The following is a 22,001-nucleotide window of genomic DNA, read 5'->3' on the forward strand; positions in this document are numbered from 1 at the left end:
CGGTCTGTCTATTTAGCACCCCATCGCGAGAACACCTGTCACACTCTGCCGATGCCAACGCCTAATTAGGGGGGAAAGCGGAAAGTCCGCTATCCCAGCATGATCGCTGGGAAGCGGACATCCCCGCAAATCTAGCGTTCTTCAGGTCCTTTTATAGCGCGGTGCAGGCACCCCTGTTTGAGTTGCACCGAACAAAGTCGAGCGAGCGTTTTCGTAGGCCAACCACAAACCCGCATCATGGACCGACGGCAGTGTTACATCTTCACCTTGATCGAACCCGACCAATGCGGCATCGACCAGATTCTCGGTCGTCATGATTGCGGCCCGATCGAAGGCCGAAAGCGGGATTCCCGCGTGGTCGTAAAACTCGGTTGCGGTGCCGGCCGGAAGTACGGCCTGCACGCGCACGCCGGTTTCGGCAAGCTCGGCCTTCAGGCCTTGGGTGAACGTCAGAAGGTAACTTTTGGTCGCACTATAAAGCGTCGTGATCGGGAGCGCGCAGAAGGCCATCACCGAACCAATATTGATGATCGCGCCAGTGTTACGTTTGACGAAGCCGGGAAGAACCGCGCGAGCCAGCCGGGTCGGGGCGACGATATTAAGTGCGAGCGTCGCATTCGCATCAACATCGCACATATCAACCGTGTTGCTGAGCTTGCCATTTCCCGCATTATTCACAAGCAAGGCAATCCGTTCGTCAGACCGCAGAAGATCCTCGAGCGAAACAAGATCATTTTCAACTGTGAGGTCAGCTTTGAGGGTCCGGATCTCGACCCCATGCTGTCTTGTGAGTTTTTCTGAAATTGCATGCAGTCGGTCGACGCGGCGCGCAACCAGCAGAAGGTCGTAGCCGCGTTCGGCGAGACGATTGGCATAGACGGCTCCGATACCGGAGGAGGCGCCGGTGATAAGAGCTACCGGTTTGCTGGATGACATCAATCGATCTTCCATTCTGTAATGATCGTTTAAGAATGACTTCGTTGATTCCTGCTGTCAAACGATGTTTAATGATCGTTATGGAAATAGCGTCAAAACGTCCCAGCGGGCGCCCCCGAAGTTTTGACCGCGATGCGGCACTTGAAACCGCCATGCGCTTGTTCTGGAAATACGGTTATGAAGGTGTGTCGTTCCAGCAGTTGACGGCGGCACTTGGCATCGGCGCACCGAGCCTGTATGCGGCGTTCGGCAACAAGGGAGCGCTTTATCGCGAGGCCTTGGACCGGTATGCAAATATGCGTGGTGCGTCGGATTTGTCCTTCATGGAAGCTGCATGCTCTCTACGCGAGGCGGTCCGCCTCCTCCTTGAAGGGACGGCACGCGGACTGGTGGATCCAGCGGGTGAAGTCGGCTGTATGCTCAATACCGGCATGATTGCGAGTCATCCCGACCATGAAGATCTGGCGCGCGATCTGGCGCAACGTCGCGCGCAGTTTCGCGCGCTTTTGACCGATACATTGCAGCGATGGGTCAGCCGAGAACACGCGACACGGCTGTCGTCTTACGTCACGGCTGTTATGCAGGGCATGGCTATTCAGGCGCGTGACGGTTTTCGTCAGGAACAGCTTCAGGTCGTTGTCGACGAGGCGCTCAAGGCGGTTCCCGATGTTTCCGCTCCCTCGAACTGATGTCCGGTAAGGATGACGCTAGCTATGCAACTTAACGGCTGACATGTAGGCGAGAGCAGCACATCCACTCTCGGATAGGGAGCGCGGACCGGCATGATCGGGGGGGGGGGGGGGAACCGGTCAATCGAGTTTTGGATGGAATGCTTCTGAAAGCGGACGTCTTCGCAAATCCCAGAGCGCCTCAAATATAGGTGTTGACTTGGAGCAGCGTGATCGTCGAGTTGGCCGCCCTGACGTTGCTTGAGACGAATTGCGCGCCGCTACTCAGTCGATCGGTTAGCGATTATTGCAGCGGCTTCCAGGTGGTCGAGACATGGCCCGGCTTCGGCGGAGCGCGCGGCGTCTACTCCATGACGGGTTCGAGCATGGAGCTGACCCGGGCTAAGGCGAACGCCTACCGCGGAAAACATGAGCGTCGATCATACGTATTCCTTCATCAGCCGGAGTGATTGTCGACTCAAGGTTGATTTTCAGAACGAAATTCCTCCGATGGTAGAGAATTATTTTCATCTACCTGTTAGGTATTTAGTGCGCCACCTCTCCCCTCCAAACAACCACATAAGTAGCGCTACCTAAGCAGCGTTCAGAGATAGCATCGCAAGTAGTCCTAATCGGGTAGCCCCTTCGATTTCACCACCCCCACTCTGTGCGAGCGTTGCGCTGGTCCGGTCCCATCCATAGGTTGGCGTCAGGAGAAGTAATATGAGCGAGACCACTAACACCGTCGTTGATTTTCCGAGTGCCAAACCGACGCGCAAGCTTTCCTCGACGGAAGGGATTTGGGGCAAATCTGTGGTCAGCCACGGTTATGCCGGCGTTCCTGCGATACTCATTCGCTCCCAAGGGCGCATGAACTTGAGCCCGATGCAATTCAACATCATTATCCAGCTGCTGGAATACTGGTACGACGCGAGCCGCCCACCCTTTCCCACGAAGAAGGATATGGCGGACCGTATGGGTGTAACCGTGAGGGCGATCCAGAACAACATCGCTCTGTTGGAGAAAGCCGGGCTGATCCGTCGCGAGATGCGGCGCACCGCTGCGGGCGACTATGACAGCAATATCTATCATCTGGATGGGCTGATTGAGAAGGTGCGTTCCCTGGAGCCTGACTTCGCGCGGGAAAAAGACGCGAAAAAGGCGCTCCGCCAAGCCCGGTCGGACGCACAGCTATCGCCGCTCCGACGGCGAGTCAGGACAAAATCCTAGCCCAGAAACAGGTTGCCCCGGCCGCATGTCATTGCTGACAGAGACGGGACCGGGGCTTACGCGGAAAGATATAGATCAACTGACGTCCTAGGGCAAGGCCAGAGGACGCCTTCGGGAGCGTGTATATGATCGTGGACGAAGAACTTGAACAAGCCCTCTCGCTGGAGCGGTTCAGCCGCTACCTGAGTTGGGCGGGTGGCGATCGGCGGAGGGCGCTCGACCTCTACGCCCTTAACACGCGCCTATCCGAAGCGCTCTACGTCCCTCTTCAGGTGCTTGAAGTGGCGTTGCGTAATCGCGTCCATGCCGTGCTGGCGGAGCACAAGGGGTGCCGTTGGTTCGAGGAGCCAGATCTCCTAATCGGCCCCTATCAAAGGGAGCAGGTCACGGCCGCGCTCTTGGACTTGGCGCGGCAGCGCAAGGAGGCCACGCCTGGCCGCGTCGTAGCGGCCCTCACCCTGAGCTTCTGGACCACGATGCTTGGCAAGCCCTACGAGAATTTGTGGCAGACGGATTTGCACCGTATTGCCAGACGCGAGGATGGTAAGGGTCTCACGCGCAAGAGCCTGTCAGTCCCCCTGACCCCGATCCGCCTTCTCCGCAACCGGATCGCTCATCATGAGCCGATCCTGTTCTGGGACCTAGAAAAACACCATTCCGCGATCCTGCAAATCACGGTGTGGCTTTCGCCGGCGGCCGCCTCGTGGTGCCGGTCGCTTGATCGTTTTTCCCAAGTGTTCCCGTCCGAACGACTTGTCTTGCAAGACGGTGACGGCGCTTAGATATAGCAGTCTGAGCTACCGCCCTCTGGCACCGGAAGCGCCGACACCACCATTGCCGACCTCCTATTTCACTCGCTCCATCCCACCTCCGACTGGCAATGAAGGCGGAGACGACAATGCACTTATGCTCAACCCGCCCCCGCTGGGAGCTGCTTATTGTCAAGCGCGATTTCCAAGAGATTCTTCATTCAAAACGCGAAAAATGTTGGATTAAATCCATTTATTCGCTAAACAAACCCTATGACCGATATTCGCCGCACCATTCTTGACGCTCTACCCAAGCACCTCTTGCTCGATCTGGAGGACAGGCTGCGGGCAGAAGCACTCAAGGCACACGAGGTGGTGCGCAAAGAGTTGACGCTTAACCCAAAGCGTAGTCGGGAAGCGGAAGGTCAAATTCGATTCCGTCTACAGGAAGAAGGCTACGAAGAGGTCGTTCAGCTTCATGGCGGGCATCTGCTTATCGATGGCGTGATGCTCGGTACCGACTTGAAGGTGTTCCAACCCTTTGCACGATTTGCCGGTCGCGAATCTGGCGTTATCCTCGGGTTTGCCGCCATGCCGGAACGGCGCAAGATTCCTGCCAAGAATATGTCGAGAGCAGCCGGGGTGACGCTTAACGTCCATCTTCAGCCTAGCCTTCTCGTTGATGAGAAAAGCCCGCGGCCAACTGATATCTTCGCGCTCTTCTTGACCGCGAGGGATCGCGAGCGCGCCGGGATGATCGAGGAAATCGCAATCGGGGTAATCGGGTCGGATTATAAAGACTTTATCTTCTACGAATCCTTGGAGAAATTCCTGGGCGGTTACGCTTCCGATCCAGTCACACCAGATGGTCCGGATTGTGAAGCGAAGATTGTGAAGCTGCGTCAAACCCGTAAGATATTCGTCCCACCCGAGACACAGCCCGACAGCGATATCGCTGAGGGAACCACCGACTAACCGGAACCCGGTTTCAGACAAGGTATGCTTGCTCCGTATCCATTGGGTACGGAGCCGATGGGATTCGAAATATGCGTATTGGTACTCCGGGATTTATACCCGCCCGACTGACCGAAGCTCGCGAGGCTCGCCGGATTGCAACCAAATCTGCGCTCGCAAGACGTCTTGGTGTCAGCCCTACCTCAGTATCGCGTTGGGAAGATCTTGGGGCTGACCAGAGTCCCGATTATTCCACGCTCGTCCGAGTTGCTGGTGAGTTAGGCGTTCGGCCTGAATTTTTTCTTCGGCCGCCCTACCATAGCGAACGTCCAACATTTCTGCGCTCTTTGGCCAGCACGCTTGTGCGTGATCTGGCATACCAAAAGGCGCAAATGCATTGGCTTCAGGAAGTCAGCTTCGTGCTAGGACATTATGTCGACCTGCCGGAAATCGACATCCCCGATGTTCTAGATGGGGCGACCTACGGCGAACTTCGAGATGAAGACATCGAAGACATTGCGCTACGGCTGCGCCAACACTGGAACATGGGCGAAGGTCCATGTGGCGATGTCGTGGTGCTCATGGAGCGTATAGGTATCGTAGTGGCGACGATCCCGATGGGCACGACCAAACTGGACGGTCTTTGCAGTTGGTCTCCAGTGGACGGGCGCCCGCATGTGCTCCTAGCAACCGATAAAATGTCCTTTCCTCGTCGGCAGATGGACGCTGCTCACGAACTTGCCCATGTCGTACTGCATCACCAGGTACCGGAGGAGGAGTTCCAAGATAACCTTCGCATGATCGAACGGCAGGCGTTTCGTTTGGCAAGCGCTCTTCTTATGCCTTCCACGACATATCCACACGAAGTTAAATACCCTTCACTGGCGATGCTCACCAATTTGAAAGAGCGGTGGCGTGTCTCGATTAAGGCTCAGATCAAGCGCCTTAGTGACCTTGAGATCATTCCCGAGGAATATACTCGGCAACTTTATAAACTTTACTCTGCCAAAGGTTGGTCGAAAGGGGAGCCACTGGACCACAATTGGCCAATTGTGGCGCCGAAAGCGCTCCGTGACAGCCTTAACCTGATTGTCGAGCATGGAGTTCGCGGTAAGGCCGATCTTCTGGCAACGGAGTTCACGATATCGGCGTCGGATGTCGAGAGCTTGTGCAGTCTACCGAGCGGTTGGTTTGATCGGGAGCCAGCAGAAGTTGTTTCTCTCAAAATTCGCACGGGGTCGTCGGCAGCCGATCTGTCGCCCAAAGGAGAAATAATCCCGTTCCCTGATAGGGAATAACTGAACGAACCCTCTTAGGGCCTGCCCGAAAATGAGTTTGAGCTGCACCGGGATTCAAGCAGACCCGTCGTCGCGTGCAACGGGCGACGTCTGCTTTGGGGAGGCGCTGAGCCACGCCCCACACGTCCGAGATGTAGGCGTAAGCAGCCGTCAATCGTACACTCCTCGGACGCGCACTTTGTAAATAAGAAAAAACAGGGAAGACGCGCCACAGGCCGTCCGGCCGCCACAATGGTTCGGCCGCACGCGGCCCGCGCCCTGAGGGCGCGCCATTGTCCCGTCCAGCCGTCTGCGCCTGCGGGAAAGCATCTGAAAAGAGAAAAAGGATGCTTCTCGTGGCTAGTCCCGTCACAACAGTCTTTACGCTCACCGCCCCGCAGGACCGTCTGCGCCAGATCGCGGAAGAGCGCGCCTACCGGACCTGTGCACCAAGCCAGATGGCGTGGGAGAACGACACCACGCTGGTGATGACCCTCGAAAACGGGATCGGCACGTCCTTCCTCGGGCACGGTCACGGGCTGTCCGACGACTATCCGGACGTCAGTATCCGGGGCATGGAGTATTTCGACAGCTTCGATGATCCGGGCTTTGCCAAATGGCAGGGCGGTCAGCTCGTGTATGAAGCAGACCTCATCACCGTTTTCTCGATCCTGTTTCCAACGGATCCTTCGAGAGACTGGGCGGGCTGTAGCGCCAGCTTCTGGCACAGGTCTGCGCCTCTCGCGCCCGCCGTAGCCGAGAACTGCCCTGACTTTGACCTGATGCCTTTGCGCCGACTGGTAGGGCCGGTGCCGGGATGGGTTGAGACAACGGACGGCTTCGCCACCCTCTTTCTCCGCCCGCCCTCGACACCCGATGCGCAGGATGGCCTCGGCGTGATCTTCTATCCGGAGATCGGCAGGAGCACCCTGCTGACAGGGATCGACCGGTTCGGTGGCGTCGCCCGGTTTCGGCGTCAGTCCTATGGACAGATCAGTGCCTCGTGTCCGGAGCTGCGGGCTGTCCTGCGGGGCTGCTGGAAGGCCCACGAAAAGAAGAGGCGGAAAGCGCGCCAGGAGCGCAGAGTTTTGAGAAGGAAAATGAAGAAAGCAGAGGGGGAGAGAGGGGATAGTATGTTTTCTTTCTTCGAGACTGACCCGTGGGTGATTTGAAGGGTAGGCGAAAAGAGGATTGGGGGCGGCCCTGAAGGGTTCGTTCACTCTATCTTACTAGGCTCCTGCGTCGCCAAGTTCGACCGAGCCACAGGGTCCAGCCGCCCTCAACCGTGCGTCTGGACCCTGCGTCTCGGCCCTTCCGGGTAACGGTTCACCCGCATCCTTTTCCAATAACGGTCGGCCCTGGTCTGGGGATCGGTTCGTGAGACGGCTCCTCAACCTCCCCGGCCCGTCCTGCGGACCGTCCGGGGAGGCACGTTCCATGGAGGTGGCCTCGCATCCAGCGTTCAGTCTGACAGTCGCCGTGCCAGTCCGTAAAGCCACTGCACATCCCTCGGCTTCAGGTGTCAGGCCCGCGTCTGCTGCAGGGCCGCGCGCGACCCTGCAGCAGACGCAAACCTGCCTCCCTTGCTCAGGACGCTCCGGGCTTGACGGCCTGTCCCGTCGCCCGTCTTGGCCGGTGGCAGGATGGGCTCAGGAAAACGCCACCTCCATTCCTCTTTCGTCGCCGTCAGTGTGCTCGCCGCACGGGCAGGATGGGTCTAGGAAAACATCAAATATCCATTAAGTATTCAACAAGTAAATCGTCAATTATTGAAGATTTATTTTCTCAAAAACGGCGGTTTCCTGCGGTTTTTGTTGACTGCGATAAAGTAAAAACCTAATATCTATTCATGGACGAAGGCAATAACGCCGAAACAGTCCAGTTGATACGTTCCTTAATTCTTGGAGGTTCTCATGGCCGGTTCTGTTAACAAAGTCATTCTCGTTGGCAACCTTGGTAAAGACCCGGAAGTCCGCAATACGCAGTCCGGGTCCAAGATCGTGAGTTTCCCTCTGGCCACGTCCGACACCTGGAACGACCGGCAGAGCGGGGAGCGCCGTGAGCGTACCGAATGGCACCGTGTCGTCATCTTCAATGAGCGGGCTGGTGACGTGGCGGAGCGGTTCCTCCGCAAAGGCCGCAAGGTCTATATCGAAGGCGAACTCCGCACCCGCAAATGGACCGATCAGGGTGGTCAGGAGCACTACACCACAGAGGTCGTCGTTGACCGTTTCCGGGGTGAGCTGGTGCTGATCGACAGCAACCGAGGCAATGGCGATGAGGGCGATGCCGGCTTTGCTGGTGGAAACGGTGGCGGCCGGTCTGGGGGATCGTCTGGCAACGGAAACCGCAATGCGGGCTGGGACGCACCGGGCGGGAACGACCTCGATGACGAAATTCCATTTTGAGTGCCGGGGGGAAGGGGCATAGCGTAAGATGAACAAAGACCGCCTCATGGCGCTGCTACCCCCACCGCAGCGCTCTAAACACAAGGAAGACCGCTACAAGGCGATTGCCAGCGTCCTTCAGACATTCGCCCTCAGCGCGTGGGGCTCGGCATCGTGACCCCACTCATCTCCGGGACAGGACCGTTGACCCCCATGCGTGCCGTCACCTGCTTTTTTCTGGGTGCGGCGCGTGAGGCAATTTCTTTGACTTTTCTGGCCTATATCCCTTATCCTGAGGACAAGACGGAGGCGAAAACCAATGGATAACGTGACTCAGAGTATCCTGTTTATTCTTCTTCCTGCCGCTGTTTTCACCATCGGTCTGGGGCTTGCGATCGGACCGATTGCCACCCGGCTCGCAAAGTTGCGAACGTCCCATCAGTGACACGGACAGGCGGCCTCCGGGCCGCTTTTTTTGTCCGCTCGCCCGATTTAGTCAGGCGGACGCGCCTCGTCGGCGCGAAGTGTGATGCCCCCAGTGCTCGCCCCCCACAGGGGGACTGCGCCAGGGCAGCGGAAAGAGCTAGACTGCGCTCATGTCACGACAAACCATAATCCGCATTGTTGCACTGAGTATTCAGGCAGCCGTTCTTCTCCTGATCTGGCAGGGCTTTTTGCATCCAGTCCGGGGAGGCCTGCTGGTGCTTGCCGTGGGTGGGGGTGTGTTCTTCCTGACGCGGGACTGTTCCGGTGCAAATCAGGGCCGTAGGTAGAAAAAACAGAAGAAGGGTCGGGGCGGCCCATCCGGGTAACGGTTCACCCGCGTTCTTTTTCCTGAACGGACGGTCCTGGTCTGGCACGTTCGACCGTGAGACGGCTCCTCGTCCCTCCCGAACGGTCCTGAAGGACCGCCCGGGAGGGCCGTTCCACGACGGCGGCCTCGCATCCAGCGTTCAGTCTGACAGTCGCCGTGCCAGTCCGTAAAGCCACTGCGCGACCCTCGGCGGCAGGTGTCAGGCCCGCGTCTGCTGCAGGGCCGCACGCGACCCCGCATCAGCCGCAGGCCAGCCACCCTTGCTCAGGACGCTCCGGGCTTGACGGCCTGTCCCGTCGACCGTCTTGGCCGGTGGCAGGATGGGCTCAGGAAAACGCCACTGTCGTTCCACTCTCGTCGCCGTCAATGTGCTCGCCGCACGGGCAGGATGGGTCTAGGAAAACGACAGGTATTAATAAAGTAATCAAGAAATCTTTTTACTTGTCACGCAAAAATAAAGCGAGTTTTATAGCGGTTTTTCGTGCTTTTTCTCTTGTCATGAAAGGCCAGAAAGGCTATCTTTTACTTGTCGAAAGGGATTGCCCCTCAAGACAAAGCGCCCCGAACGGTGTTCTAGCACCGAACGGGACTTCGCTAGACTAGAAAAGGTGAGTTTCATGTCCGACGCAGCAACCACAATCGCACCGAAGGCCCAGAACCGCAAGGCTGCAAACAAGGCCAGCCCCGCCGCCGTCCGCCGTTTCAACGAAGCCCGCGAGCGCACCAAGGCCATTGCCTCCCCCACGCTGGCGGACGTTCTCCGTCTCGCCCCCAATGATGACAAGATTTCCGCCATTGTTCAGCATTTCGGTTTCGAGGCTGGCGATTATGACGAGCTGATGGGGGCCGGTTTGAGCATGATCCGCGACCAGTACACGCTTCTTGAGGACGTGCTTGTCGTCACAGACTTCCGGGGCGAGCGCAATTTCAAGGCCATGGAAATGCACCTTGGCCGCATCGTGGACGGCTTGATCCGCTCTGCCTATGGGGCCGCCAACTTCTACGAGAACAAGCGCCAGATTGCCCGCGACGAACAGAACTCTTTCAGCAACGAAAGCCGCGACGAAGACCGCCAAGGCATCGACGGCGGGGAAAACCGCGTAGATCGGGCCGTCCGTTTCGCTGCACAGCAGGCTCCCAAGGCTTACGCGCTCGCCGTCCTGGCTCAGGGCGCATGTGACGCCTACCGCGAACTGATCGGGGAAGACTGGAAGCCTTACGTCAAGGACAACGCCCGCAGCCTCACCGAGAACGTCCGCGCCGCACAGTGGGGGGCCGTTCTCTAACCCCCACAAGCCGGGCCAGCAGGTCCGGCCACTAACCGGGGCCGCGCTGACGGCCTCGGCTCTGCCCTCGGCCTCTTCTCCCGTCCGCCCTCTGGTGTCCCCCTCTCGGTTTTTCCCGCAAAGGCGGACGCGCCTAGTCGGCGCGGAGTGTGATGCCCCCAGTGCTCGCCCCCCACAGGGGGCTGCGCTAAGGCAATCGAAAGAGGCAAGGGTAGAATTGCCTCCCTCAACGCGGTTTCCTAGTCTCGAACGAAGTTACTTCCAGAGAGGCCATAATGCTTTCAAGAAATGCGTCGTTCGTTAAAGGTCACACGATGAGGCTGGACGACTACCGGTTTGATGGGCCGGGAGATATTGGAAGTGCTGAAAAGCCTTCCACCTGGCTCTGTGGCATTGAGTTTGGTGATTCCGAAAATACAAATCCCGCCCTGGTCGCGGAAGAAGGTTTTTCAGTCGAAAAGCAATGGGGATACCCCGGAGGATACAATCGAAAAGCCCACAAGCTGCTTTGTTGCATCGAGGGTTATCCCATCAGCGAAGCCTTCGAGTTTGCAAAAGAAAGAAGCATTTTCGCGTCTCCAGACTGCGGCTACATGCTCACAAACCTCTTCCCGGAAAACTGCCTGACCGTCGATACATGGTCCGCTGAAGCGCAGGAGCGTACAGGCTTCGCAAGCAAGGCCGATTACATCGCATATGTCAGAAATGTTTGCTTCAAGACAATGAGAGCGCAGGTCAAGGAGCATAGACCAAAACTGTTTATTGGCGTCGGCGTAACACACGAGCGAGATTTCGTGAGCATCGCATCCGAACCAGAAATCAAGTGTGAACTCGCGGAGTTCAAGGTCGGAAACCACACAAAACGCATCAGGCTCTATCCCGGAGAGACGCCTCTCGCCGTGATCCCGCATCTCACCAGTGCGGGTGGCCTCAACAGCAATGAGTCCATCGAACTCGCCGGAAAAATCATCCGTGAACGGCTCCTTTAACCGGGCGGCCCTGAAGGGTTCGTTCACCCGCGTTCTTTTCCGACGACGGCCTGTCCCGTCGCCCGTCTTGGCCGGTGGCAGGATGGGCTCAGGAAAACGCCACCTCCATTCCTCTTTCGTCGCCGTCAGTGTGCTCGCCGCACAGGCAGGATGGGTCTAGGAAAACCGGGGGCGATCAGCCGGGGCCGGGTGTTTGGGCAGACGAAAGAGACGGGCGGTCTGCCGGGTCCGTTGTGGCGGTTAGGGCGGGCTGGCCGGTCAGGGTCTGAATCAGGGCGCGGCCCGGTTCAGAAGTGGGAGTCCGGCTGGCATGGCGGGCGATCTCCCGATCCGTCCCGGCCAGGTCTGTCAGGATTTCTGTTTCCCGACCGTGAGCGGCCCCAAACGCAAAGGCCTTTCCCCGACTGTCGCCATAGGCTGCCATGTCCTTCTGCACCTTGCCCAGCTCGCGCGCGAAGGTCGGATTGTGGCGCAGTTCCTTTTCGATCTTTTTCCCGAGCGCCGCATGACGGCCTCCGGCCTTCATGCCGGTAAAGGCCTGTGCTGCATCGCCGCCCTCCTGGCGGATAGCGGCCTCGATGTCGCGGCAGACGAGGGAAGGCGGGGCCGACCAGAACGCATGAAGAGAGGCGGCGGCCTTAAGGCCTTCTTCCTTGGCCTGTGCCAGGAGCGCGTTTTCGCGCTTCTCTTCCGCAGGCCCGAAGACAGCCGGGACGACCGGACGCGGTACGGGCCGAAGCATCGGAGCAGCAGAGGCCGTCAAAAAATCCGACTGCACGGTGATGGTGTACCCGCCGTCCATTCGGACAGCGTTTCGCAGATCCGCGACAGGCACCGCCACGATCCCGTCAGGCGTTTCAAACGCACCGGATAAGCTGGTTCGTGTTTTGAAGATCCCCGAGACAGTTTCCCCAGGCGCGGCCGTGCGGATGACGAGGTCATCCAGCGGCCTTGCGGCAGGACCGGAGCCCATGTCCTGCATCAGCTCCTTAAGAGCACGGGTGCGGGCGGGCGAACTGGCGTCCGTCAGCAGGGCCGCCATGGCCGGATGGTCCGGATCCTGCGTGCCGGCAATGGACGCGGAGACCATCCGAGATCTCGTGATGACGGAGAGGTCCACATTATGCCCGTAGTGTCGGCCGAGTTCCGCGACAAACGCCTCCTGCGTTCTGCCGTTGCCTTCCCGGAACGGGTGGACGTAATTGAGTTCGTTCAGAACCTTGCCGGCGATGGCCGCAAACTGCTCCGGCGTGGAGGTCTTCAGGACGTCCGGGTCGCGGATGGGCTTGAAGGCCTCGGTCAGCCCCATGTCGATGTGGGAGCCGGGCAGGAAGGTTGTTGACCCTTTCCGCATGGAGCCGATCGGTTCGACCCGTGCCCCGTCCACGACCGGCCTTTCGTGGCGCATGTGGCCCGCCCATTCATAGACGTCCTGAAAGATATGCCGATGAATGGCCTTCAGGTGGTCGGCATCGAAAGAGCCGGATGGCCCCATTCCAAGCCGGATTTCCAGAATCCTGTGGCTGGTGCGGCGGTATTCTTCAGGGTGAAGTTCGGAATGGCGGCGAAGGCCGATCCGGTTCCGCAGGACGTCTGTCTGGTCCGGATCGTCGCAGACGTTCGGGTAGGTGTAACCGTGGACGGGAGGCATCGACGCGTCAGAGGGCGGGATTCAGTCTCCGCCCCAGTTCAGCAAGGTCGATCTGCCCCGCAACGAACGACTGGCAGGCATCCTCGATAAGGGGATCATGCGTGTAGCCCTGCCGTCTCTGGGCCGCGAGAGTCCACTCGACCGCGTCCTGGCGGCGCGCGCGCTCTTCATCCGAAAGAGCGGAAAAAGGCGTCGGAGCGAAGAGGGTTTTGGCTGAACTCATAAGAAGAAAATAGCGGTTTTTGCCCGGAATGGCAAGGTTTTCCGGTGGTTCGTGGCCGTTCTGAAGATGTGTTTCAAGGCGAGATTTTTTGCGTTCAGTCGCAGAACACAGCGGCAGGATGCTCGCATGACGAAAAGCCTTTCCCCTCTCGATAGCCGCCCGAAGCACCTGACCGGTCCGCGCCTGTCTCTTGCCCTGTTCCGGATCGGATGGTCCGAGCGTCAGGCCGCCGAGAAATGCGATATGCACAGAAACCAGTTCCGGCGCTGCCTGGAGGGCACGTCCTCACTTCCGGCTGATCTGTCCCTGTGGCTGCTGGATCTGGAAGCGGCTCATCTGGCCCATCCCTGTCCCCGGCAACGTAAGGCCGATCCTATTCTCGCCGAGATCCGCAAAGCCGGGTGACATTGCCCGCGAAGTGGTAGGTTCCGGTGTCTCCACGTCCAGGCTCAGGGGATATGAAAAAGGCAGCCCGGAGGCTGCCTGATCGTCATCAGTCGTGGTGATGGCGAATTAGTTGTGGGGATACATGAATCCCTGTGTGCCATCAGACATCACGGCGGGGACACAACGCGCTTTTGGGTCGGCTGCGGCCGCATAAGGTTTGACCAGCGTGGCTTTCACCCATGCAGGCTTAAAATCAATCCGCAGCGTGGGGAGATAACCGTTTACTGGTGAGGCCCCGGTCTTGATTGCCATTTGTGCGCCAGCAAGGCCTGCATCGCTCGCTGTGTCGGACGGTGCTGATTTGAATAGCGCGGGATGGTTGAAATCCATCGCCTCTTCGTCGGTCTGGTTGATAGCCATGCATGTGTAGCCTGGCAGAACTTTGATGGGGTGTTTGCCCGCAGCATGGGCAGAGGACAGGCTGGCTAGTGCCAGACTGAAGGCCGCAAAAGTGAAAGCTTTAGTCATCAACATATGATCCCTCTATCTTTTACGAGAGTACAGAGGCGTTTGCCCCGGTGCCCATTTTGTTTGCGGTAGCCTGTTTCCATTGGCCCACGGTCTCTCCCGCCGATATGCCGTTTTGCGCAAGTTTGTCCGAAGAAAAACTGGTCAGAATATCGCTCATGGGCATATCGTCCGAAGCAGTAGCAATCTGCTTTCCGGCTGAAGGTCCGAAGTTATAATAGCCTCGTGTGTCTAGCGCGGTAGGATTGGTGACGCCTGCCGCCTGAAGGGACAGGGCGGCATCCTTTAGATATTGTGCGGCTGCAACGGCTTGCGTAGCAGGATCTTGCTGACCTGCTGTTCCAGACGTAATGCTGGTTGCTAACCCCGGATTATCCGCAAGGGCTTTGCTCATCTCTTGGGAATATGTGCCATTCGACATCTGGAAGGCACCAGTAATCGTGTTTCCTGAACTATTCGCCGTATGGACATTTTGGCAGCCGGACTCCACTTGGCATGTCGCGGCCAAGGCAGCGGGGTTTACACCGATGGAGGAGGCATTGTCGGCGGCCTGATAGCCCCACGCTTTACTATAAAGCGTTTGCAGTGAGTCTGACCCCGTCGAGACCGGCTGAGTGGTCTGGATGACCTTGCCGTCTCCGCCGATCTGCTGGACGGTCCCGGCCGGTACCGTAAAGTTCGGCAGGCCGACTTCCGGATAGACGACATGCGGGACTTCCGGCAGGCCGTTAGGCACTTCGATCGACTGCGCCTGGCACGAACCGCTGAGGCCAAGTCCGGCTGAGAGAGCCAGACCTGTAATCAGGAAGGATTGTTTGACGGGGGGCGGCATTGGGCACTCCTGTGTTGGGGTGCTCAGTATCCGTCTGTCGTCTGCGACTTTGAGGGCTGTTTGAAACGCTGCCTGATGGCGCGAGGTGGTGTGTCCGAAACGGACACACCTAAATGAGGTGATCGAGGATAATTCCGAAGACGGTTCCCCCGACGATCATGGTGGCGAACCATCCGGCCCGCTTGCTGATTTCGTCCCTTCGAACCCGGGTGCCCGCCATCACGATCTGGGCCTTCATGCTCTCGGCGATTTCGCCTTTGACCGTACCAAGGACTTCCGCGACCTTTGCCTTGACGGTCTTTTCGTCAATCTTCTGAAGCTGGCGAGAGGCTGCCACGCCTTCATGAAGAGCACGCCTGACCTCAATTACCTCCTCCGTTGCCGAGCGTGTGCATTGATCCAGCAGGCTTTCACACTTCGCGACACACTGCTCCATCCGCTTCTCGGCCTCCTGAAACAGCGCTCTGTGCGCTGCTTCAGAGTGTTCGCGATCCTTGAGGAGGAGGGCCTGATGAAGATTGTTCATCTCCATCAGAATCATGAGGCCATCCAGAACCTTGGCCTCAGGTGAACGCGGCCGAAGCGTCCACCGATGCGTCTGCTCACGGAGCGCATCCAGTGAGCTTTCAAATCTGGCCTGACAGTCGGAAATCCTCTGGGTAAGGCCGTCAGACATTACACGTCACTTTCGGCCGGAACAGGGAGGCCCTTAGGCATATTCGGCAGACGAGGCTCGCCTAGCTCCCGCAGGAAGACCGGGAAGTCACGGCGGTACCAACGGTCAATCGCGAGCCGGTCAAAGATTGAGGTGGTCGGGAACCCGTCCTTTTGTTCGCCCTCGGCATAGGCGCGGAATGTGAGCGTTCGGTCACAGACGTCTTTCATGGGCTCGGCAGCCGGATAGAGGACGAGCTTTGCGCCGTTGTCCATGGCTTCGACAACCGCAGGGTGAATGGCAACCTCTTCAAAGACGTCATCCACGTCCAGGGAAGGAGGAATAAGGCCTTCGTTGAGAATGACTGCGGCGTTCCGGGGAGAGAACTTCTTGTTGGTTTGGAGGTCTTCCAGATAATCGAGATCTGCGCGTTCATGGCCGATGAGGAACGCCACTGAGAGCGTGATGCCCATCATGTCGAGGGCGCGTGTCAGTGATTCCGTGCTGATTAACTCATGCAGCGCTGTCCATCCGCCGCCGATGTCGAGAATGGCGTCATGGCGACTTTCCATGAGAGACTGGATCTTTTCTTCCAGCCATTTCCGCTGACGTTTCGTGTCACCGCCTGTGGGGCTTTTCGCATCATGGAAACTGGAAATGGAGTGCGACCGGTTCAGCAGATCGGTGTTCCAGATTTCGGGTGTGCCGCCCTGCTCGTGGATTGTCTGGGCGAGAGCATTAAGCAGGGTCGTCTTCCCGACCCGCTGACGGCCAATGATCGTAAAAATAACCGGCTTGCGCTTGGGGGCGGCTGCCTTCTGGTCGGCAGCGCCTGTGGGGGCTTTGGCGGCAATATCCTTGGTCATGGATGGTCGGCTCCTGATGAGGCAGCCCCCTCACTGTGAGATGGGCTTCTCTTCCTCTTTCAGACGCCATAGTGCCGGGCCATTCTGCGACTTAACTCCGCCGCTCAGAAAAAAATCAGTCTGGCGTGAGCCTTCTTTTCTCTTCTCTGCGCGCCCGGAGCTTTGCCCGGATGTGTTCCAGAGACTGGCGACCCTCAGCAGAAATGTTCGTATGCGGGTCCGCGTTTCTGGAGGACGGTGACGTTACGGCGGCCGAAATGGCGGGCACCTGTGGCGTGGCGGCAGGTGGCGGCGCGACGGGTCTTTCCTCACGTTCCGCGTAATACTCTTCCACAGCGGCAGGCCGCCAGTCTGCCGGGGTTCGGCTCGGCGGTTCTGGCGTCTGATCGGGTGCGTCGTTTGCCGGTTTTCCGACTGTGATTTTCTCTCGCTCGCTCTTGAGGCGTGACCACATTTTTCTGATGGCCCCAAGTCCAACCGGAGAGAGTTCGACCTCCACACCATCCTTTTTCGCGGCTTCGGCGATCATCTCCCAGGTGGCGATTTTCGCCTCGCGAAGTTCAGACACGATGTCCTGATTTTTTCTGAGCCACTGATAGACGGCTTTCGAGTGCGGTTGAGCAGGGCGTGTCTTGTGTGCCTCCTGAATCTCTCTCAGTGCCTTGGACATGATCACTTTCGCCCCCGCTTTGTGTCCGTTCTGGACACACCTCGCACTCTGAACCGTTTTCACGGCCTCTGGTGCGTCGGACCTCTTTCGCAGGCGAGGCATCTCCGTGTCAAGTTCGAGGCATCATGGAGGCATCTACGAGGCGTCTCCGAAGCCATTTCGAGGCTAGTACGAGGCGACTGCAAGGCGGGATTGAGAATTGACGAGGCAACTATGAGGCAAAGAAAAGAGCTTCTTCATAGACCATTGCACCGTTGGTGCGGGCGGATGCGCCGTGCGGGCTTGAAAGGGCGTCGGAACTAACGACGCCCTTTGCTGCTCCCAGAGCGCGAGAGGCCGTCTATTTCAGGCATCTCAGTCGCATAAAGACCCAGCACGATGGCGGCCGAAAGAGGAAGAGAAGCCTACCTCACAGTGAGGGGGCTGCCTCATCAGGAGCCGACCATCCATGACCAAGGACAGGGATACCGAAGCGGGAGCTGTCGCCGCAGAGGCAGTTCATGATGCTGCCCGTACCACCGAGTTTATGTTTCAAAACCACTGTTTGGAGGGCGTGGTTCACGAAGGAAAACTATGGCTCCGTGCTAGCCAGGTTTGCATGGTACTGGGGCTCTCGAATTCACGCGATGCGATGCTGCGGCTGGATGATGACGAGCACACTTCAATGAAGATGATGACCCATGGAGGTTTGCAGACGGTCAACGCGGTTAGCAGAAGCGGTGCCCTTCACCTCACCTTTGTTTCTCGCTGTCCTCACGCAAAGGCCTTTCGTCGATGGGTTACAGACGCGGTCTTGCCGGAAGTTTTCGAGACAGGTTCCTACCTCGGCAAAGACCGTTCTCAGGCCGGTGTTGAGGGAGCCGAGATGATGCGGCTTCGAGAGAGGCTCCGACTGCCAGGCCGGTATATGGTTCTGAACCTGCCGGGGCGGCCTCTTCACATCGAAGCGCGAGATCTGGAAGAAATTCTTGTCGAGGTTGATCAGGCCGATGTGCAGGCGTTGGTGAGTTCTGCTCAACTGGTCGGATCCCTGTGGCGAAACTTCCGAACCGAGGACGTCATCATGAACAAGGCCGTGACCGAAAATTCCTGCGGCCAACAGCTTGATCAGGCCATCTCTCTGAGCACTCGACTAGCGCAATGGGTCATGCAGGCGGCAACAACCGCACAGAAGGAGAGGGAACGGCCTGACGCTTTGACGAAATGATCTCAGTCGCATGAGGGCTTTCTATCCTGCCAGCATGACAGATCAGACCCAGACCCCCGACCGCGCTCCCGAGACCGATATTACGGACCGGGAGCTTCTTCAGCATCTCATCACCCGCTCTGACGAGCAGGGGGAAGAGATCCGGTTCATCAGCGAAAAGCTGAGTATCCTCATTGAGCTTCTGACCCCCTCGGAGAAGGGGGACGGCCCGACACTGGACGACATTCTCGCGCGCCTGGTCGAGCTGATGAAGGATCAGGAGCCGGTCATCAGGCGCATCGACCATACGACCGCCCGCAACAATGACCTGCTTGAAGGCCGCAAGGTTCGCACGAAAGCAGAGGACGGCCGCCCGTCATGATGACCTTCCGCAAGATCTCGGCGGAGTGCAACGGCCGGTTCGTCGCCGCCTACTTCACCGAGGGCGCGCCGGATCCGGAGCACGATTTTCGCACGGATACCGGCAAGGTGCCTGACGGCGACGGTCAGCGCCTCACGAACTACTACCTCGGCCGGGATGGCAGGGCGTCGTTCAATCCGGGCATGAGTCAGAAGATGGCCGATGTGCTTGGCGTGGATCGGCGGGCCATGCCGACGACCGAAACACTTGCGGCCCTGTTCGAAGGCAAGCGCGCCGACAATGGCGAGCAATGGTCTCAGGCCAAGCGGAAGATCAGCGCCTACGACCTGACCATGGCCCCGCACAAATCGGTCACTCTGGCTGCCGAGTTTGCGCCAACACAGGCCGAAGGAGCCGCGATCTGGAACGCAGTGCAGCGGGCCAACGACGCGACCATGCAGTATGTGGCCCGTGAGCTGGGCTTTGCCCGACGCGGCCATGGTGGGGAAGACGGAGAAGAGGCCGGGGAAGTCGCCTGGACGTCCTACCGGCACCGCACGTCTCGACCGACCCTGACCCTGCATGATGCCGAGACCGATACAACCTACCTGCGCGAGGCTCCGACCGGGGGCGATCCGCAGATGCACATCCATAATTCGCTCTACAATGTCGTTGTCACCGACAGCGGCCATGTAGGCTCGCTGGACACGAAGCGCCTGCGGTCCCGCGTCCACGAGTTCGGAGCCTTCTTCCAGGCGGAGCTGGCGGATGAGCTGCGCAAACTCGGGATTGCGCAGTCCTACGACGCCAAAGAGCAGGCGACTGTTATTTCCGCTGTTCCGCAGGAGGCCTGTGACGCCTTCTCCAGCCGCACGGCCGAGGTGACGCGGGCCGCGCGAGCCTATGCCGAGAAAGAAGGTCATGACTGGAACGCCATGACCGCCGAGCTGAAGAACAAGATGCTCAAGGCCGCCAGTCTGGCGCACCGGCAGAAGAAGAATGAATCCGCCGACGACGTTCAGGCCTGGCGCGAGCGCGCCGCCGAGATCGGGTGGGAGCATCACAGCGTTCTCGATACAGCCGAAGCTCCTGCACTCTCGGTCGCGGAGCGACACGAGCAGGCCTATGCGTTTGCGGCCAAGCATCTCGGCAAGGAGTTCGAGACGGCTGCCGTGCTCGATCACGACAAACTGCGGATGTACGCGGCACGCGGCCTCATCGGTGCGGGGATCTCAGGTGGCATTGAGGACATTGACCAGGTCGTCAAACTGATCGAGGACAAGGGGCTTGAGGTCCGGGGCGAGCAGGTCAGCCTCGTGTCCTGCATGAAGAATGATCGGGTCCGCGTGACCAATACGGCCCAGATCCGGGTCGAAGAGACGCTCGCCAAAGAAGCCGTAAGGGCCTCGGCGGATCGCAGCGCTTCCCTTTCGGATGCCCAACTCACAGAGGCCATCGAGCGCTGCGACCTCGATTTTGACAACGAGCACGGCCAATCCCAGAAGGCGGCAATCTATGCCCTGGGGAAGGCCGGAAAGATCTCGATGCTCACGGGCGTTGCCGGCTCCGGTAAGACAACGCTGCTTAAGCCGCTTGTGGATGCCTGGAAGCGCGATACCCGGTTTTCGGAGAAGGGCCGTGAGATGATCGGCCTTGCGACGGCCTGGCGTCAGGCCGATGCGCTTGGCGATGCCGGCATTCATCAGCGCTACGCCATGATGCCGTTCCTGAGCCGCCTGGAGAAAGGCGAGCAGACGGTGGACGAGAACACGGTGCTGGTCATTGACGAGGTCGGGCAGATCGCACCGCGCCAGATGCTTCAGCTTCTGGAGCTGCAACGCGCGAGCGGCTGTACCATCAAGGCCTTGGGTGATCGGGAGCAGGCACAGTCCATTGAGGCCGGTGATACCGTCGAGATCCTGCGCAGGGTTCTGGCCAAGGAGGACATGCCGGAGCTGCTCTCCACGGTCCGCCAGACGACCGCCCGCAATCGTGAGATTGCCGGACTGTTTCGTGGCGAGAAGCCGAGTGCGGATGCGCTGGAAGCGCTTCGACCCAAAGGGAAGGCCGCCTACGCCAACCGGGACGAGGAGAACTCGGACGATCCCCGCAACGCCTTTCACCTCGAAGAGGTGCGCCGTGCGATCGACATGAAGCGTGAGGATGGCACGATCCGATTGGTCGGCGGCGACCAGGACGAAGTGCTGCAACAGATTGCCGAGCTGTATGTCACACGCCGCGACGCCCTGGCCGCGTCCGGCTCAACGCGTGGCATCAGCATGTCGGCCCTGACCAATCAGGACGCGGCCGATCTCAGCCGCGCCGTGCGCAGGATCCTGCAGGAGCGTGGCGAAATCTCCCGCGATGAGGTCAAGCTCGATGCGGTCGATCAGCGCGGCGAGGCCTACGAGCTTCAGGTGGCGGCCGGAGACAGACTGCGCCTTTTCCGGCGCACCTGGGGGGCGGTCGAAGGGAAAGGGACCACCGTTGGCAACAATGGCGATGTCGTGGAGGTTGTCTCGCACGGCAAGGACGGCCTGCGCGTCCGGATGAAGGATGGTCGGGAGGCAGATGTTGAGTGGCGTCGGCTGAAGGACCACAAGACCGGCCGGATCCTGCTTGGCTTCGGTCATGCCATGACCATTGATGCCGCCCAGGGCCTCACGTCTGACGAGCATATCAACGCGCTCCCGCGAGGTGTCGCGACGGCAACCGGGTTCACGTCCTACGTGGCGGAGAGCCGCGCCAAAGGCACGACCTGGACCATGATCTCAGACGGCGCGACATTTGAGGCCGTGCGCAACGGGCGCGCGCTCGGTGATACGACGGAGATCACCAGTGACGATCTGTGGAACCATGTGGCCAAGGGCATGTCCAACAAGCCTTATAAGGCGCTTGGCATGGATCTGCCTTTTACGTCCCAGGAGGAACGGGAGAAGCACGTTCAGGAACTGATCCGTCTCGGCAAGATGCAGGAGGAGATGGCGCAGGAGGGCCGGGACTACGGGCGCGAGGTCGCGGACCGGGTTCAGGCGATTACCTTAGAAAAGACGGCGCGGCCGAGACTGAAAGATCTTGACCGTCAGATTGAGGAGCTTCTGGCAGCCAGTGCTTCTGTTGCGTCTCAAGAAGAGCGCGACTTGCGCGCAAGACGGGTAATGAAGCTTTCGGAGCATCTCTCTCCTTCCGGCTAAGCTTGGGAATGCTTTCAAGCCTGACGAAAAGACGCCCCAAACACTTGAAATGACCTCACATAGAACAGAAGTGGAACTATGGGAGCTCGTTCCGAAGCTCAAAAACTTTGCGGTAGAGAGATGTGTTATGGTTGCGATGAATGAGCTCCGGCCCCTCC

24 protein-coding genes are annotated in these 22,001 nt (G+C 58.9%); 15 read left to right on the forward strand and 9 right to left on the reverse strand.

The annotated features are described in order from the left end of the window. Positions 1-141 precede the first annotated feature (141 nt). Entirely contained in the window at positions 142-936 is a 795-nt protein-coding gene (locus A0U94_RS15275; RefSeq protein ID WP_077804169.1) for an SDR family NAD(P)-dependent oxidoreductase, read from the reverse strand. 152 nt (positions 937-1,088) lie between these two features. Here A0U94_RS15275 and A0U94_RS15280 point away from each other — a divergent pair, with 152 nt between their 5' ends. The 9 genes from A0U94_RS15280 (at position 1,089) to A0U94_RS16285 (ending at position 8,646) form a co-directional block, all read left to right on the forward strand. Then, positions 1,089-1,625 (forward strand): TetR/AcrR family transcriptional regulator, encoded by a 537-nt coding sequence (locus A0U94_RS15280; protein ID WP_207728953.1) that lies wholly within the window; start codon positions 1,089-1,091, stop codon positions 1,623-1,625. Positions 1,626-2,327: 702 nt separating this feature from the next. Next, a complete protein-coding gene (locus A0U94_RS15285; protein ID WP_077804171.1) occupies positions 2,328-2,834 on the forward strand; it encodes a helix-turn-helix domain-containing protein in 507 nt (168 codons plus the stop codon). A gap of 125 nt (positions 2,835-2,959) precedes the next feature. After that, complete coding sequence (locus tag A0U94_RS15290; protein ID WP_077804172.1) at positions 2,960-3,616, forward strand: Abi family protein; 657 nt, start codon at positions 2,960-2,962, stop codon at positions 3,614-3,616. 240 nt (positions 3,617-3,856) lie between these two features. Next, positions 3,857-4,558, forward strand: a complete 702-nt coding sequence (locus tag A0U94_RS15295; protein ID WP_077804173.1) for a hypothetical protein — start codon at positions 3,857-3,859, stop codon at positions 4,556-4,558. A 71-nt stretch (positions 4,559-4,629) separates the two neighbouring features. Further along, positions 4,630-5,835, forward strand: coding sequence for a helix-turn-helix domain-containing protein (locus tag A0U94_RS15300; RefSeq protein ID WP_149026843.1), 1,206 nt, complete (start codon positions 4,630-4,632; stop codon positions 5,833-5,835). A 326-nt stretch (positions 5,836-6,161) separates the two neighbouring features. Further along, the gene (locus A0U94_RS15305; RefSeq protein ID WP_077804175.1) at positions 6,162-6,986 is read left to right on the forward strand and encodes a hypothetical protein; all 825 of its coding nucleotides are present in this window, start codon (positions 6,162-6,164) and stop codon (positions 6,984-6,986) included. Between the two features lie 741 nt (positions 6,987-7,727). After that, positions 7,728-8,222, forward strand: a complete 495-nt coding sequence (gene ssb, locus A0U94_RS15310) for a single-stranded DNA-binding protein (protein ID WP_077804176.1) — start codon at positions 7,728-7,730, stop codon at positions 8,220-8,222. 28 nt (positions 8,223-8,250) lie between these two features. Continuing rightward, complete coding sequence (locus tag A0U94_RS16280; protein ID WP_268898553.1) at positions 8,251-8,379, forward strand: hypothetical protein; 129 nt, start codon at positions 8,251-8,253, stop codon at positions 8,377-8,379. A 141-nt stretch (positions 8,380-8,520) separates the two neighbouring features. After that, positions 8,521-8,646 carry a hypothetical protein gene (locus A0U94_RS16285; protein WP_255376059.1) on the forward strand — a complete coding sequence of 42 codons (126 nt, stop codon included), beginning with the start codon at positions 8,521-8,523 and terminating at the stop codon, positions 8,644-8,646. A gap of 568 nt (positions 8,647-9,214) precedes the next feature. On the opposite strand, the gene A0U94_RS15985 is transcribed toward A0U94_RS16285, so the two are convergent. Then, the gene (locus tag A0U94_RS15985; RefSeq protein WP_167369412.1) at positions 9,215-9,382 is read right to left on the reverse strand and encodes a hypothetical protein; all 168 of its coding nucleotides are present in this window, start codon (positions 9,380-9,382) and stop codon (positions 9,215-9,217) included. Between the two features lie 250 nt (positions 9,383-9,632). On the opposite strand from A0U94_RS15985, the gene A0U94_RS15315 reads away from it, so the two are divergent. Together A0U94_RS15315 and A0U94_RS15320 are read left to right on the forward strand one after the other, a co-directional pair. After that, positions 9,633-10,301 carry a hypothetical protein gene (locus A0U94_RS15315; RefSeq protein ID WP_077804177.1) on the forward strand — a complete coding sequence of 223 codons (669 nt, stop codon included), beginning with the start codon at positions 9,633-9,635 and terminating at the stop codon, positions 10,299-10,301. A 314-nt stretch (positions 10,302-10,615) separates the two neighbouring features. Beyond that, positions 10,616-11,290 (forward strand): hypothetical protein, encoded by a 675-nt coding sequence (locus tag A0U94_RS15320; protein ID WP_077804178.1) that lies wholly within the window; start codon positions 10,616-10,618, stop codon positions 11,288-11,290. 175 nt (positions 11,291-11,465) lie between these two features. On the opposite strand, the gene A0U94_RS16350 is transcribed toward A0U94_RS15320, so the two are convergent. Next, positions 11,466-12,941, reverse strand: a complete 1,476-nt coding sequence (locus tag A0U94_RS16350; RefSeq protein WP_077804179.1) for a Fic/DOC family protein — start codon at positions 12,939-12,941, stop codon at positions 11,466-11,468. Between the two features lie 7 nt (positions 12,942-12,948). Next, complete coding sequence (locus A0U94_RS16210; protein ID WP_063905511.1) at positions 12,949-13,164, reverse strand: antitoxin VbhA family protein; 216 nt, start codon at positions 13,162-13,164, stop codon at positions 12,949-12,951. A gap of 126 nt (positions 13,165-13,290) precedes the next feature. On the opposite strand from A0U94_RS16210, the gene A0U94_RS16215 reads away from it, so the two are divergent. Next, complete coding sequence (locus tag A0U94_RS16215; RefSeq protein ID WP_228119316.1) at positions 13,291-13,569, forward strand: hypothetical protein; 279 nt, start codon at positions 13,291-13,293, stop codon at positions 13,567-13,569. A gap of 108 nt (positions 13,570-13,677) precedes the next feature. Here the strand turns inward: A0U94_RS16215 and A0U94_RS15335 are convergent, their stop codons facing one another. From A0U94_RS15335 to A0U94_RS15355, 5 genes are all read right to left on the reverse strand, one after another. Further along, positions 13,678-14,079 carry a hypothetical protein gene (locus tag A0U94_RS15335; protein ID WP_077804241.1) on the reverse strand — a complete coding sequence of 134 codons (402 nt, stop codon included), beginning with the start codon at positions 14,077-14,079 and terminating at the stop codon, positions 13,678-13,680. Between the two features lie 22 nt (positions 14,080-14,101). After that, on the reverse strand, positions 14,102-14,911 hold the full coding sequence (locus tag A0U94_RS15340; protein WP_077804181.1) for a hypothetical protein: 810 nt from the start codon (positions 14,909-14,911) through the stop codon (positions 14,102-14,104). A gap of 109 nt (positions 14,912-15,020) precedes the next feature. Then, entirely contained in the window at positions 15,021-15,587 is a 567-nt protein-coding gene (locus tag A0U94_RS15345) for a hypothetical protein (protein ID WP_077804182.1), read from the reverse strand. After that, positions 15,587-16,432 (reverse strand): hypothetical protein, encoded by an 846-nt coding sequence (locus A0U94_RS15350; RefSeq protein WP_077804183.1) that lies wholly within the window; start codon positions 16,430-16,432, stop codon positions 15,587-15,589. Before A0U94_RS15350 ends, A0U94_RS15345 begins: the two co-directional genes overlap by 1 nt. A gap of 115 nt (positions 16,433-16,547) precedes the next feature. Then, complete coding sequence (locus A0U94_RS15355) at positions 16,548-17,102, reverse strand: hypothetical protein (RefSeq protein ID WP_149026844.1); 555 nt, start codon at positions 17,100-17,102, stop codon at positions 16,548-16,550. Positions 17,103-17,550: 448 nt separating this feature from the next. Between A0U94_RS15355 and A0U94_RS15360 the strand changes: the two genes are divergently transcribed. From A0U94_RS15360 to mobF, 3 genes are read left to right on the forward strand one after another with little or no spacing between them, the layout of a single operon-like run. Further along, positions 17,551-18,309: a BRO-N domain-containing protein gene (locus A0U94_RS15360; RefSeq protein ID WP_077804185.1), complete on the forward strand. Its 759-nt coding sequence runs from the start codon at positions 17,551-17,553 to the stop codon at positions 18,307-18,309. A 10-nt stretch (positions 18,310-18,319) separates the two neighbouring features. Next, positions 18,320-18,670 (forward strand): hypothetical protein, encoded by a 351-nt coding sequence (locus A0U94_RS15365; RefSeq protein WP_077804186.1) that lies wholly within the window; start codon positions 18,320-18,322, stop codon positions 18,668-18,670. Further along, complete coding sequence (gene mobF, locus A0U94_RS15370) at positions 18,667-21,843, forward strand: MobF family relaxase (RefSeq protein ID WP_077804187.1); 3,177 nt, start codon at positions 18,667-18,669, stop codon at positions 21,841-21,843. The genes A0U94_RS15365 and mobF overlap by 4 nt, the downstream gene beginning before the upstream one ends. Positions 21,844-22,001 lie beyond the last annotated feature (158 nt).

It is taken from the genome of Gluconobacter albidus (assembly GCF_002005485.1).
Taxonomy (GTDB): domain Bacteria; phylum Pseudomonadota; class Alphaproteobacteria; order Acetobacterales; family Acetobacteraceae; genus Gluconobacter; species Gluconobacter albidus.